This window comes from [Haemophilus] ducreyi, assembly GCF_900109315.1.
In the GTDB taxonomy this organism is placed as follows: Bacteria; Pseudomonadota; Gammaproteobacteria; order Enterobacterales; family Pasteurellaceae; genus Haemophilus_B; species Haemophilus_B ducreyi.
In genome coordinates this window covers 26,667-41,448 of sequence record NZ_FOJC01000007.1, presented here as the reverse complement: position 1 = coordinate 41,448, position 14,782 = coordinate 26,667, and the positions used below count along the sequence as shown (strand labels likewise).

Here is a 14,782-nt window from a genome sequence, read left to right as displayed (position 1 = left end):
TACTCCAAAAAATCAGCAAAAGGTAATATTAAGCAACTTTTTGTCCGCTTAATTTACTCATTAGCAGCCCAACAATAGTGCCGATCACCGCAAAGGGTAACCATTCCATTGAATACACTCTCAATGGTAACTGCTCAGTAAAACTTAAACCAATAACCGATGAAACCGCGATAATAGTTACTAATAACAATGCAATACGTTGCGCCATTAATGGTAATTTAATAAATAAATTAATTAATAAAAGTAAGATGACGGTCATTGCAATTGGATAAAGAATTAATAGCACAGGAATAGATTTGCTAATTACTTCCTGTAAACCTTGGTTAGCAATAATAAAACTAATCACCGTAAATAACACTACATACATTTTGTATGAAATTTTTGGGAAAATTTCATTGAAATATTCACTGACTGAAACCGCTAGCCCCACCACTGTAGTTAAACAAGCAAGAGACACAATAATGCCTAATACCGCACTACCTAATTCACCAAATGCCTCTGTCGTAATCATATTCAGAATATAAGTACCTAAATCTAATTGTTTCTCAGCAAGCATACTTAAGGTTGCTTGATCAATCGCCATATGATTACCAATCCACCCTAATCCAATATAAATAAGTGCTAATGCTACTGCTGCTACTAATGCTGCAAAAATAGTTTGACGTTGTAATGAACTGTTATTAGTCAAACTTTTACTTTGAATCGCATTCAATACAATAACTGAATACGCCAATGACGCTAATGCGTCCATAGTTAAATAACCATCGACAACACCTTTAAAGAAATAAGAGTTCTCAGTCACCGCAGGTGCTTGTAATTGAAATACTTCATCACTGCTCAATAAAAAGACCGCTTTTACTACTAATGCAATAATAGCCAATAATAATACTGGTGTTAGAATAGCACCGATGCGATCAACGACTTTAGTTGGATTCAAACTTAACCATAATGCTACACAGAAATAGACTAAGGTAAAAATCAATAATGATAACTGCCCGACTTCACTAATAAATGGCATTATAGCCATTTCGTAAGCGGTGGCTGCGGTTCTAGGACCTGCGAAAAATGGCCCTATCGCTAAATAAATGGCAATCAAGAAGATCGCTGAAAACCATGGATGAATTTTATCCAAAACGGCTTTATAACCGCCCGGATAAAACGCGCTGACAATAATCCCTAATAAGGGTAAACCAACACCGGTTAATACAAAGCCGGAAACAGAGGAAACAAACTCAGCACCACTCTCAAAGCCAAGCTTTGGTGGGAAAATAAGGTTCCCTGCACCAAAAAATATTGCAAATAGCATAAAGCCAACAACCAATGTATTTTTATTCATAAAATAACACTTCCTTTAAAACTTGTGCATTGTTGCACATTATCGAAAAAAATGACCCGAAAAAAGCAAAGCCGAGCTTTGCGATGAACAAAGCTCGGCTAAACAACCTATACAAACAATTAGTTCATATATAAACCGCCATTCACATGGATTGTCTCGCCTGTGATATAGCTTGCCTCATTTGAGGCTAAAAATGCAACTACTTTCGCAATATCTTTTGCGGATCCTAATTTTCCTGCTGGAATTTGGCTTAAAATTGCATTTCTTTGATCTTCATTTAACTCATCTGTCATATCTGTCGCAATAAACCCTGGGGCCACTACATTAACGGTAATACCACGCGAAGCCACTTCTTTTGCCAATGCTTTAGAAAAACCAACCAAGCCCGCTTTTGCTGCACAATAGTTTGTTTGACCAGGATTGCCACTTGAACCCACTACAGATCCAATCGTCACAATACGACCGCCTTTTTTCATCATTGGGCGTAATACCGCTTTTGATAAACGGAAGACAGAAGTCAAGTTTGTTTCAACAATATCGTACCAATCTTGATCTTTCATCCGCATTAATAAACCATCGCGGGTAATGCCTGCGTTATTTACTAAAATATCTACCTCACCAAATTGTGCTTTAATTTCTGCTAACACCGTTTCAATTGATGCAGGATTTGTGACGTCTAAAACAAACCCCTTGCCTGTTTCACCTAAATAAGCTGAGATAGTTTCAGCCCCTTTTTCTGATGTTGCTGTACCAATAACGATCGCGCCTTTTGCACTTAATTCCTCGGCGATAGCTTTACCAATACCACGTGTTGCGCCTGTTACTAATGCGATTTTACCTTGCATATTTTATTCCTTTTCATTATCGATAAATTTCTCTATATAGAGAAGATTAATAGATTAAGCCTGTACAGCCGCTAATGAGGCAATATCATTGATTGCTTTTGCCGTTAATTGTTTAGCAATCCGTCCAGCTAAACCGGTTAATACTTTATTCGGTCCCATTTCAAAGAGGGTATCTATACCTTGTTCTGCCATTTTTTCAATAGTTTCGCTCCAACGAACGGGACTATAAAGCTGTTCAACCAATCGCTCGCGAATAGCATCTACATCTGTTTCAACAGCGACATTCACATTATGAATAACAGGTATAAGCGGTGGATTTAATGAAATATTTTGCAATGCAGCGGCTAGCTTTTCTGCGGCAGGCTTCATGAGTGAGCAATGTGAAGGCACACTTACTGCTAATGGTAATGCCCGTTTCGCACCAGCTGTTTTACATAATTCAGCCGCTTTTTCTACCGCAGTTTTACTCCCAGCGATAACCACTTGACCTGGACTATTAAAATTAACCGCTGAAACCACTTCGCCCAATTCAAGCTGTGCTTGTTGGCAAGCATTAATAATCGAATTATTCTCTAAACCAATAATCGCATACATAGCACCGCTACCTGCAGGTACTGCCTGTTGCATAGCATTACCACGTAATTCAACTAATTTGATGGCGTCTTGGAAATCCAATACGCCAGCACACACCAAAGCTGAATACTCTCCTAAACTATGTCCAGCCATCATAGCGGGTTTCAACTCAGGGTATTTTTGTTGCCAAACACGATAAATTGCAACTGATGCGGCTAATAATGCAGGTTGTGTGCGTTGTGTTTGACTTAATTCTTCTGCTGTACCATGCTGAACAAGCGCCCATAAATCATAGCCCAAAACCTCACTGGCTTCGGCAAATACTTGTTCAACAATAGGAAATTCCGTTGCAAGTTCTGCTAACATACCAACCGCTTGTGAACCTTGACCTGGGAATACCATTGCAAAATTTGACATTGTTTTTTCCTCTTTGTACTAAACAGATATTCAGACGAATGGTAGCGCTTGTTTATCTGCTCAATTATTTTACGAAAACTGACCGCTTTTACTGCTCTGACAAGCTAACCTTTTTATTATTAACGATCAAAGATTAATCTGCCGAATAATATAATTTACCAATCTCAATTCTTGGCCGCCCCGTTTCTAAACGCCATTTATTTGAATCACGTAATGAATAAATACAGCCACAATATTCTTGCTGATAAAAGCGTTCGCGTTTGCTAATTTCAATCATGCGTTGCGAACCGCCATTTTTACGCCAATTATAATCCCAATAAATAACGTCTTGATAAGCTTCTGCCGCACGATGACCACAGCCATTGATTTGTTGCATATCTTTCCAACGTGAAATACCTAAACAGGACGTGAACACTGGAAAACCATGTTCATGAGCATACTTAGCAGTTTTCTCAAACCGCATATCAAAACACATTGTGCAACGTACTCCTCGCTCAGGCTCCCACTCCATACCTTCCGCTTTTTTAAACCATGTTTTCCGATCATTTTCATAATCATCATCTACATCAACAAATGGAAGACCATGTTTTTCAGCAAATCGAATATTTTCTTCTTTACGAATTAAATACTCTTTCATTGGGTGGATATTAGGATTGTAGAAATAAATAGTAAATTCAATCCCGGAAGCTAAAATAGCCTCCATGACTTCGCCTGAACAAGGTGCACAGCAAGAATGAAGTAATAATTTATTATGCCCATCTGGCAAAGCTAATTTTTCTCGCACAAAAGGTGCATTCGGATCTTTGCCTTTACGTGTCAATTTTTTCTTTTGTTGCAATGCTTGCTGATGCGCCAATGGCTGTTGATTTTGTTGTTCTATCATTTTAAAAATTCTATATAAAATAACCGCTTAGGTAACTTAATAACGCCGATCCACCGACAAATATGCCAATGAAATCAACGCTTTTTTATATTCGGTATCTGCTAAAATATCCAATGCTGCTACCGCTTTTTGTGCTTCTTGCTTAGCACGTGCCATTGCATATTCCAATGATTTATGCTCAGCCATAATCGCCAACACCATCGGAATTTTTGCACGTTCGCCACCATGCTCAATCACTTCGCGAATCATCCTTGCTTGTGCTTCATTTGCGTGTTGCAAAGCATGCAATAATGGCAAAGTTGGTTTACCTTCTACAAAGTCATCGCCTACATTTTTCCCAAATTGTTCTGCTTTTGCTGAATAATCTAAAATATCATCAACTAATTGAAAAGCTGTGCCTAAATAGCAACCATAGGCTTTTAAAGCCTGTTCAATCTGTTGGCTAGCACCGGCAACTATCGCTACACATTGTGTAGCAGCTTCAAATAAGCGGGCAGTTTTATTATAAATGACTCGCATATAATTTGCTTCGGTAGTATGCGGGTCATTAATATTCATTAATTGTTGCACTTCACCTTCAGCTAATGCATTGGTGGCTGCTGACATCACTTTTAATACTTCCAGTGAATCAACCGACGTCATCATTTGAAATGAGCGTGTATAAATAAAATCGCCAACTAAAACACTTGCTGCATTCCCAAAAATTGCATTCGCCGTTTCACGTCCACGCCGTAAAGCCGATTCATCAACAACATCGTCGTGTAATAAAGTGGCAGTATGTACAAATTCAATAAAGGCGGCACAAGTCAAATGCTTACGCCCTGTGTAACATAAGGCATTGGCTGCTAATACGGCAATCAATGGACGAATACGTTTGCCACCGCCACTAATAATGTAATGGCCTAATTGATTAATGAGTGGCACTTCAGAATTCAGCTGAGCAAGAATCTCTTGATCAACGGCTTGCATATCTTGCTGTGCAAGAGCTTGGATCTGTTCAAGTGTTAATTGCGCTGTCATGATATTTCTCAATGCAATATAAAAATAATTGTCGATTTTACCTTAAATTTAGCCTGCTTCAAAAAATAATCTAACAAAGCGGACTATTCCTCGCATTTTTTTACAAAAAAATCAAAAAACGACCGCTTAACTTAGTAAAGCTAGCCTTTGTTTATTCATTGGTACCCATTATTTTTATGTTAGAGGCATTTTATGCGGTGTAAATTCTAGGGTTTATGGGCTAAATAGGCATGCATTAGCTAATGCGATCAGTAATTTCTGATGAATACCGCCAAAAGCACCATTACTCATAATTAAAATATGATCATTAGGCTTCGCCTGTTGCACAATGCGCATCACTAATTCATCAACATCATCAGCCGATATTGCAGGTTGCGCTAAATTAGCAAGCACTTCAGAAACCTGCCATTCAATTGTGGGCGGTTGATAAATAAAAACTGAATCCACATCTTGTAAGCTAGTTGCCAATTCATGTTTATGTACCCCCATTTTCATCGTATTTGAACGAGGCTCTAACACCGCCAAAATCCGCTGTTGCCCTACTTTAGCACGCAATGCATTAATAGTTGCCGCAATCGCCGTTGGGTGATGGGCAAAATCATCATATACAGTGATATTATTAACCACGCCTTTTACTTCTAAACGACGTTGAACATTCACAAAAGACGCCAACGCCTGACAAGCACCTGTAATGGAAACACCACTATGATGGGCAGCTGCAATCGCCATCAAAGCATTGTGCATATTATGTGCACCAATAACATTCCATTGCACTTGCCCTGCTTTATTACCTTGATAATGCACCTCAAATGCTGAACAATCCGCCACTAAAGGCTGAGCAAACCAAGTTTGATCTTGCCCGCTAAATTGTAATTCGCTGTAATTTCCCATCTTTAATACAGCTTGCGTATTCTGATCCGTAATTGAAGACAAAATACACCCAGATTGTGGAATAGTCCGCACTAAATGATGGAACTGACGTTGAATCGCCGCTAAATCTACAAAAATATCTGCGTGATCAAATTCCAAATTATTAATAACTAATGTTCTAGGCGAATAATGAACAAATTTCGACCGCTTATCAAAAAAGGCTGAATCATATTCATCTGCTTCGATTACAAAAAATTTAGTTGAGCCAATCCGCGCTGAAATCCCAAAATTACCCGCTACACCACCAATTAAAAAGCCTGTATCTATGCCATTTTGATCTAAAATCCACGCCAACATTCCAGTGGTAGACGTCTTGCCATGCGTACCCGCCACCGCCAATACCCAGCAATCTTTCAATAAATGATCGTGTAACCATTGTGGCCCTGAGGTGTAATGTAATTGATGTTCCAACACATATTCTACGCAAGGATTACCTCGACTAATCGCATTGCCAATCACCACCATATCAGGCTCCGGTTGTAGTTGACTGACATCGTAATTTGGAATGATCTCAATTCCCTGCTTATCTAAAAAAGTACTCATCGGCGGATAAACATTGGTATCTGAACCGGTTACTTTATAACCTAGCTGGCGCGCAATCATCGCGACGCCTCCCATAAAGGTTCCGCAAATGCCAAGAATATGAATATGTTTTTGCCTCATAAATCCACCTTTAATGTAAAAACATTGTGATCAATGTTACAAAATTGTTTGAGTCGGTTAAGGTTGTCAATAATTTCTTTCTATAATAAAGTTAGCTATTTTAGCATACCATAAGGAGAAATTATGAAAACGCTTGGCGAATTTATCATTGAAAAACAAGCCGAATATCCTGAAGCAAAAGGAGAATTAAGTGGCATTTTGGCCTCTATCCGTTTAGCCGCCAAAATCATTCACCGCGAAATTAATCGTGCTGGCCTAAGCCAAGATATTCTTGGTTTTGCCGGTTCAGAGAATGTACAAGGTGAAACACAAATGAAGCTAGATATTTTTGCCAATGAAACCATGAAAAAAGCCTTACTTGCTCGTGAAGATGTAGCAGGCTTTGCTTCAGAAGAAGATGATAATTTTATTGCTTTTGATAGCGAACGAAATAGAAATGCCAAATATATCTTAATGACAGATCCGCTAGATGGCTCTTCCGACATTGATGTAAATGTTTCGGTCGGCACTATTTTTTCTATTTATAAACGTGTCTCGCCGATCGGCTCTCCCGTAACAATTGAAGATTTTTTACAAGAAGGGAGTAAACAAGTTGCAGCGGGTTATGTGACTTATGGTTCATCAACAATGTTGGTTTACACGACAGGCAATGGTGTAAACGGCTTTACTTACGATCCATCGCTTGGCTTATTTATTCTTTCTCATCCAGATATGAAAATGCCCGCTGAAGGTAAATATTATTCAATCAATGAGGGGCAATACGTCACATTCCCTCTGGGTGTGAAAAAATTTATCAAATATTGCCAAGAAAATGATGAAGCAAGCAAACGGCCTTATTCATCTCGTTATATCGGCTCACTAGTTTCTGATTTTCACCGTAATTTACTCAAAGGCGGTATTTATATTTACCCAACCTCAACGGTTTATCCACAAGGCAAATTACGGCTACTGTATGAAGGCAATCCAATGGCATTTTTAGCTGAACAAGCTGACGGTATGGCAACCGATGGTTTCCAACCGATTTTAGATATCAAACCAACCGAATTACACCAACGTGTACCGTTCTTTATTGGTTCTAAGACAATGGTCAAACAAGCTAACACCTTTATGCAAACTTTCACTGAATAGTCGTCCATAAATCAAGCGGTGGTAAAGTATCCTTCCTTTACCACCGCTTTTCAAACAAAAAAAGCCAGTTCAATGAACTGGCTTCTGTGTAAGCGCTAATTTTCAACTATTATTTTGCAAAATACGCTGTTAATTCATCACTACCACCGATATGTTTACCGCCGATGAATACTTGTGGTACAGCGGTTTTACCTGTAATAGCACGAACAGAAATAGTTGATGCATCACGACCTAATACGATTTCTTCAAAAGCATAACCTTTCGCTTTTAAGGTTTCTTTTGCTTTAGCACAGAATGGGCAACCTGGTTTAGTAATGATTGAAACAGATTCTTTTGCTTGCCAACCCGCGACTAAATATTTCATCATCGTATCTGCATCAGATACTTTGAATGGATCACCGGGCTCTTGTGGTTCAACAAACATTTTTTCAACTACGCCGTTTTTCACTAGCATAGAATAACGCCATGAACGTTTGCCAAAGCCTAAATCTTCTTTACCCACTAACATTCCCATACCTTCAGTAAACTCACCGTTACCATCTGGTATAACCATTACATTTTCTGACTCTTGGTCGGCTTTCCAAGCGTTCATTACAAAGGTATCATTAACAGAAACACAGAGAATACTATCAACACCCACAGCTTTAAACTCGCAAGCCAATTCGTTATAACGCGGTAAATGAGTTGATGAGCAAGTTGGCGTGAATGCACCAGGCAGAGAAAAAACAACTACGGTTTTGTTATCAAACAACTCAGAAGTAGTAACATCTACCCAAGCATCGCCTTGACGTGTATGAAATGTCACGTTAGGAACTTTTTGACCAGTCATATCTTTTAACGACATAAAATTCTCCTGTTTAGTAATGTTTTAATTAAAAATTCTATCTATTGTACACCTAATTATGCCATAATTCAGCCTATTTAATCGATAGGGGAAATAGTCATTCTTCAATCTACTTTTAGGGGAACCCGTGAATATCAGAGATCTAGAATATTTAATTGCTTTAGCTGACTATAAACATTTCCGACGTGCCGCAGACGCCTGTAATGTGAGCCAACCTACATTAAGCGACCGAATTCGCAAACTAGAAAACGAGTTAGGCACAATATTGCTTGAACGAACCAGTCGAAAAGTATTATTTACCCAAGCAGGTTTAACGCTTGTTGAACAGGCCAAAGCGGTATTACGTGAAGTGAAAATACTCAAAGAAATGGCAAGCAATCAAGGCAAAGAAATGTCTGGCCCATTGCACGTCGGTATCATACCAACACTAGGCCCATATTTATTGCCCTTTGCATTACCCGCACTAAAATCTGCTTTCCCAGAATTAGATCTCTATATTTACGAGCTTCAGACGTCACAATTGATTGATCAACTTGAAGCAGGTCAATTAGATTGTGGTATCTTAGCGTTAGTCAAAGAAAGTGAACCTTTTATTGAAATTCCTATCTTTAATGAAGAAATGCTACTTGCAGTACCTAAACAACACGAGTGGGCTAAACAGTCAAGTTTAACAATTAATGCATTGAAAGATAAAGAATTACTTTTTCTAGATGATGGCCACTGTTTACGTACCCAAACATTAGATTATTGCCTATCAGTTGATGCCAAGGAAAGTACGCATTTTAAAGCCACCAATTTAGAAACCTTACGTAATATGGTCGCAACCAATGCCGGAATGTCCTTAGTTCCTGAACTTGCGGCTAAACAAAATGCTAACATTCATTATCTAACCTTTGAGAATCCACAACCTTACCGAGCTATCGGTTTAATATATCGTCCTGGCTCCCCCTTACGTATTCGCTATGAACGTTTAGCCAAAGAAGTTGCCTATATTATGACAAAAGAAGGTAAAAATGAGTAATCTTGGCGTTAGAGCCTTGCAAAAAGAAAAAACACGCCGTGCATTAGTCGATGCGGCATTTAATCAGTTAAGTGCGGAAAAAAGCTTTTCTAATCTAAGTTTAAGAGAAGTCGCACGTGAAGCTGGTATTGCCGCCACTTCATTTTACCGCCATTTTAAAGATATGGACGAACTCGGCTTAGCGATGGTCGATGAATCTGGTTTATTACTGAGGCAACTGATGCGCCAAGCGCGCAAACGAATTGCTTTTGGCGGCAGCATAGTAGCGGTTTCTACCGAAACATTTTTTGAGTTGATTGCTGACCGTCCAAATGTGTTTCGTTTATTATTACGTGAAAGCTCAGGCACATCACAGGCTTTCCGTACAGTGGCATCGCGTGAAATTCAACATTTCATTGCAGAATTAACGGATTATATTATGACTAAAGATCCACACAGTTGTCGTGAAATTGCCTATATTCAAGCAGAAGGGCTTGTCACCATCGTATTCACTGCAGGTGCTTATGCATTAGATATGAACACACAAGAACGTGAAAAACTGAAAAAGCGGGTTATTATGCAATTAAGAATGCTAGCCAGAGGTGCCGCATCTTACACTTACAGTCATAAAAGAAATTAGAATGGCAAAAAAATCCGTTTTATTGACCCGCTTTATCAAAAATATTTTAAGCTATGGCCTGATCTTTATTATACTAAGCGTCATAATTGATTGGTATCGTAAACCGACTGAACCACATCAGTTTGCCCAACAGGTACTATACGATCTTGATCAACACCCGCGCATTATTGTACAATTAAGCCACCAACAACCCATGCTACTTTATTTTTGGGGGACTTGGTGTCGCTACTGTCAATTCACTTCCGCTGCAGTTCAACAATTAGCGAATGAAAATATTCCCATCTTAACCATTGCTCTTAAATCAGGCGATGAGAAAGATATCTCTAACTACTTAACCCAACAAAAATATACTTTTCCTACCATCAATGATCCTGATGGTAACATCGCAAAAAATTGGACAATTCAAGCTACACCTACGATTATCTTTATAAAAGACGGCAAAATCGTTGAATATACAACAGGACTAACTAGCTATTGGGGCTTAAAAAGTCGCCTTTGGCTAGCAAATTTAAACTAAAACAAGCAGTCTACTTTAGCTTTTTTGAGCAAATTAGACCGCTTAATATGATGAGAAAAAAATGATCACTGATCCAAATTATCAACAAGAACGCGAAAAATACGCCAACCCTATCCCTTCTCGTGAATTTATTTTACAAACTATCCGCCATTTTGATGCCCCAATGAGCTGTGAAGCATTATTAGCTACGTTTAATATCAATGATGAAGAACGCAGTGAAGCAGTCCGCCGTCGTTTACATGCAATGGAAAATGATGGGCAACTGATTTTCACTAAACGGAAATCTTACGCATTGCCTGAAAAAATGGATTTAATCAAAGGCACCGTAATGGGCCATCGTAACGGCTATGGCTTTTTACAAGTTGACGGCAATGAAAAAGATTGGTTTATCCCCAATAATCAAATGAATCAGATTATGCACGGTGACTTTGTGTTAGCACAACCCAATGGTACAGATCGCCATGGCCGCCGTGAAGTGCGTATAGTTCGCGTGCTTGAAGCCGGTAAAAAACAAATTGTCGGCCGCTTTTTCATAGAAAGCGGTATCGCTTTCGTTATGCCCGATGATAGCCGTATTACCCGCGATATTCTCATTCCAGCCGAACATTGTATGGGGGCAAGAATGGGGCAAATTGTAGTGGTTGAATTACAAGAGCGTAAAGCCAGTTTAAGCCGTCCTATTGGCTTTATTACCGAAATATTAGGTGAAAATCTCGCGCCGGGTATGGAAATCGAAATCGCCTTACGTAATCACGATATTCCACATCATTGGAGTGACGACGTCAAAAAACAAATTCGGCAATATAATGATCAGGTTCCTGAAGTCGCCAAACAAGACCGAATAGACTTACGCCACTTACCCTTAGTCACCATTGATGGTGAAAGTGCCTGCGATTTTGACGATGCCGTATTCGCAAGAAAAGAAGGCGATCAATGGCGTTTATGGGTAGCTATCGCTGATGTAAGCTATTATGTTCGCCCTAAAACAGCATTAGATTTAGATGCCGCTAAGCGTGGTAACTCCGTTTATTTTCCTAACCGGGTGATTCCAATGCTACCTGAAGTATTATCAAATGGTTTATGTTCGCTTAACCCACAAGTTGACCGCCTCTGTTTAGTAGCAGAAATGACCGTTTGCCAGTGTGGTGAATTAACCAGTTATCAATTTTATGAAGCCGTGATGAATTCACACGCCCGTTTAACTTATAACAAAGTTTGGAAAATATTAAATGGCGATCAAACACTACACAGCCGTTATGCTTCATTAGTACCGCATTTAGTAGAATTGAATAATATGTTCAAAAGCCTAACTAAAGCACGCCAAAAACGTGGTGCCATTGAATTTGAAACCATCGAAAATCCGTTTATCTTTAATCCACAAGGCAGAATTGAACGAATTGAACCACTGATCCGTAATGATGCACATAAAATCATTGAAGAATGTATGATTTTAGCCAACATCTCCGCTGCACGCTTTGTAACACAAGCAAATGAACCTGCGTTATTCCGTATTCACGATAAACCAAGTGAAGAAAAGCTCACTAGCTTTAAATCCTTCATTCGTGAGCGTGGCTTAGTATGGAATGTAGGGCGTGATCCCACCCCCAAAGATTATGCTGAATTACTAGCCATGCTAAGCGAACGACCTGATCGGGAACTGATTCAAACAATGCTATTACGTTCATTAAAACAGGCCGTTTATGCTGCCGATAATATTGGTCATTTTGGTTTAGCCTTGAGTGAATATGCTCATTTCACCTCTCCTATTCGTCGTTACCCAGATCTTCTATTACATCGTTCAATTAAATATTTAATTGAAAAAGAAAAAGGCAACACACGCAATTACACCAATGGTGGTGGCTATCACTATAAACTAGATGATATTGATCAATTTGGCGATCAATGTTCTATTACTGAACGGCGAGCTGATGAAGCCGCTAGTGAAGTTGCTGATTGGCTGAAATGTGAATTTATGCAAGATCATCTCGGCAAAGAATTTAAAGGCGTTATTTCAAGCGTTACTGGCTTTGGTTTATTCGTCAAGCTCAATGATTTACTGATTGATGGCTTAGTTCATATTTCTACACTAGATAATGACTACTACCATTATGATGCAGATCGCCAACGACTCGTCAGTGAAAGCGGGCTAATTTATCGTTTAGGCGACCCAGTTAACGTTAAAGTTATCAACGTTAATCTAGCGGATAAAAAGATTGATTTTGCTTTACTGAATAACTTACGCAAAGGCATTGCTGTAGGTAAAACCGCGAAACAAAAAGCGAAAAAGGCTACTCATCCACCAAGGTTTAAAGAACTTAACACATTGACCGCAACGAACAATAACGAAAAACGAACAAAAAAAAGAAAAGCAAATACAAAATATTCAAAAAAAGCTTCACGAATTAAAAAGAATGGTTAAACTCAAGTTAACCAATAATAAGCGGTCTAATTTACTCAAAACTGACCGCTTATTGCTTAAATCACACCCACTAAATCTGATATTTAAGCGAACCTGTTTGGCTCATCATAAATAATAACCATTCTTATTTGTAAGTTTTTGTAAATTTATTTGCTTAATGCATTGAGAATCATTATCATTAACTCAATTCAAAAATAATAGGTAATCACTCCAACTCTTTACGCCTCATTCCCCCACAAAATGAGGCGTTTTTTTTTGCCTATCGCCTTTTTAGCGCTATCAATTTCAATTCAGCCCGTTATAATAGACCACATTTTATATGTTAATCAGAAAAGGAATACAAATGGCTCAATCTATTGAAGCAATATTAGCCGAACTTAAACGTGGTGTCGAAAATATTTATTCTGAAGAAGATTTAATTGCAAAACTAAAAGAAAATCGTCCATTACGGATTAAATTAGGTGCCGATCCAACAGCACCCGATATTCACTTAGGCCATACGGTTGTTATCAACAAGCTACGTCAATTCCAACAATTAGGCCACGAAGTTATCTTCTTAATTGGTGACTTTACCGGTATGGTGGGCGATCCATCAGGCAAAAACACCACTCGCCCGCCATTAACACGTGAAGATGTACTGCGTAACGCCGAAACTTACAAACAACAATTATTTAAAATCTTAGATCCCAACAAAACACGTGTCGTATTTAATTCTGCGTGGTTAAATGAATTAGGCACAGAAGGAATGATTCGCTTAACGTCTAATTATACCGTGGCACGTATGCTAGAACGTGATGATTTCAAAAAACGTTTCACTAATAATCAACCTATCGCTATTCACGAATTTATCTATCCATTATTACAAGGTTATGATTCCGTCGCATTGCAAGCCGACGTAGAATTAGGTGGCACAGACCAAACTTTTAATCTATTGATTGGCCGTGAATTACAAAAATCAGCGGAACAGAAGCCACAAGTCGCCATCACCTTACCATTATTAGTCGGCTTAGATGGTGAGAAAAAAATGTCTAAATCATTAGGAAATTATATTGGTGTTACCGAAGCACCTAATGAAATGTTTGGCAAAGTAATGTCCATTTCTGATGAACTGATGTGGGATTGGTATAACTTACTTTCTTTCCGACCACTAGCTGAAATTACTCAATTAAAAGCAGACGTTGACGCTGGAAAAAACCCTCGTGACGTGAAAATTTTATTAGCTAAAGAAATTATTACCCGCTTCCATAGTGAAGCTGAGGCTGACCTTGCTGAACAACACTTTATTAACCGCTTCCAAAAAGGCGCCATTCCTGATGAAATGCCAGAATTCTGTTTCAACGGCGAAATCGGGCTTGCCACTTTATTAAAAGAATCGGGCTTAGTTGCCTCAACGTCTGAAGCGATCCGCTCTGCACAACAAGGTGGAGTTAAAATCGATGGACAAAAAATTGATGATGTCCGCGCCAATGCTCAACCAGGGACATTCGTCTATCAGGTAGGCAAACGTAAATTTGCTCGTGTTACCGTAAAATAATTATCAGAACAAGCGGTCTTATTTTATCGAAAA

Annotated in this window: 13 protein-coding genes; 6 read left to right on the top strand and 7 right to left on the bottom strand. The window is 38.8% G+C overall.

The genetic code is table 11. From position 1 onward, the window contains the following. Positions 1–28: 28 nt before the first annotated feature. The 6 genes from brnQ to mpl form a co-directional block, all read right to left on the bottom strand. Positions 29–1,336: a branched-chain amino acid transport system II carrier protein gene (gene brnQ, locus BMX01_RS05625; protein ID WP_064082193.1), complete on the bottom strand. Its 1,308-nt coding sequence runs from the start codon at positions 1,334–1,336 to the stop codon at positions 29–31. 119 nt (positions 1,337–1,455) lie between these two features. Beyond that, positions 1,456–2,181 (bottom strand): 3-oxoacyl-ACP reductase FabG, encoded by a 726-nt coding sequence (fabG, locus tag BMX01_RS05620; protein WP_064082194.1) that lies wholly within the window; start codon positions 2,179–2,181, stop codon positions 1,456–1,458. 54 nt (positions 2,182–2,235) lie between these two features. Then, entirely contained in the window at positions 2,236–3,171 is a 936-nt protein-coding gene (gene fabD / locus BMX01_RS05615) for an ACP S-malonyltransferase (RefSeq protein WP_064082195.1), read from the bottom strand. Positions 3,172–3,304: 133 nt separating this feature from the next. Then, entirely contained in the window at positions 3,305–4,051 is a 747-nt protein-coding gene (locus tag BMX01_RS05610) for an epoxyqueuosine reductase QueH (RefSeq protein ID WP_064083015.1), read from the bottom strand. Positions 4,052–4,090: 39 nt separating this feature from the next. Beyond that, on the bottom strand, positions 4,091–5,074 hold the full coding sequence (gene ispB / locus BMX01_RS05605) for an octaprenyl diphosphate synthase (RefSeq protein ID WP_064082196.1): 984 nt from the start codon (positions 5,072–5,074) through the stop codon (positions 4,091–4,093). Positions 5,075–5,287: 213 nt separating this feature from the next. Next, positions 5,288–6,667, bottom strand: coding sequence for a UDP-N-acetylmuramate:L-alanyl-gamma-D-glutamyl-meso-diaminopimelate ligase (gene mpl / locus BMX01_RS05600; RefSeq protein ID WP_064082197.1), 1,380 nt, complete (start codon positions 6,665–6,667; stop codon positions 5,288–5,290). Between the two features lie 123 nt (positions 6,668–6,790). Between mpl and fbp the strand changes: the two genes are divergently transcribed. Then, positions 6,791–7,795, top strand: coding sequence for a class 1 fructose-bisphosphatase (gene fbp, locus BMX01_RS05595; protein WP_064082198.1), 1,005 nt, complete (start codon positions 6,791–6,793; stop codon positions 7,793–7,795). Positions 7,796–7,904: 109 nt separating this feature from the next. Here the strand turns inward: fbp and BMX01_RS05590 are convergent, their stop codons facing one another. Beyond that, positions 7,905–8,639, bottom strand: coding sequence for a glutathione peroxidase (locus BMX01_RS05590; RefSeq protein ID WP_074647926.1), 735 nt, complete (start codon positions 8,637–8,639; stop codon positions 7,905–7,907). A gap of 127 nt (positions 8,640–8,766) precedes the next feature. Here BMX01_RS05590 and oxyR point away from each other — a divergent pair, with 127 nt between their 5' ends. From oxyR to tyrS, 5 genes are all read left to right on the top strand, one after another. Beyond that, entirely contained in the window at positions 8,767–9,660 is an 894-nt protein-coding gene (gene oxyR, locus BMX01_RS05585) for a DNA-binding transcriptional regulator OxyR (RefSeq protein ID WP_074647924.1), read from the top strand. Further along, positions 9,653–10,279, top strand: a complete 627-nt coding sequence (gene fabR / locus BMX01_RS05580; protein ID WP_074647922.1) for an HTH-type transcriptional repressor FabR — start codon at positions 9,653–9,655, stop codon at positions 10,277–10,279. The genes oxyR and fabR overlap by 8 nt, the downstream gene beginning before the upstream one ends. A gap of 1 nt (position 10,280) precedes the next feature. After that, positions 10,281–10,796: a protein disulfide oxidoreductase gene (locus BMX01_RS05575; protein WP_074647920.1), complete on the top strand. Its 516-nt coding sequence runs from the start codon at positions 10,281–10,283 to the stop codon at positions 10,794–10,796. 61 nt (positions 10,797–10,857) lie between these two features. Continuing rightward, positions 10,858–13,215 carry a ribonuclease R gene (rnr, locus tag BMX01_RS05570; protein WP_064082202.1) on the top strand — a complete coding sequence of 786 codons (2,358 nt, stop codon included), beginning with the start codon at positions 10,858–10,860 and terminating at the stop codon, positions 13,213–13,215. 343 nt (positions 13,216–13,558) lie between these two features. Beyond that, complete coding sequence (gene tyrS / locus BMX01_RS05565) at positions 13,559–14,749, top strand: tyrosine--tRNA ligase (RefSeq protein ID WP_064082203.1); 1,191 nt, start codon at positions 13,559–13,561, stop codon at positions 14,747–14,749. Positions 14,750–14,782: the final 33 nt, after the last annotated feature.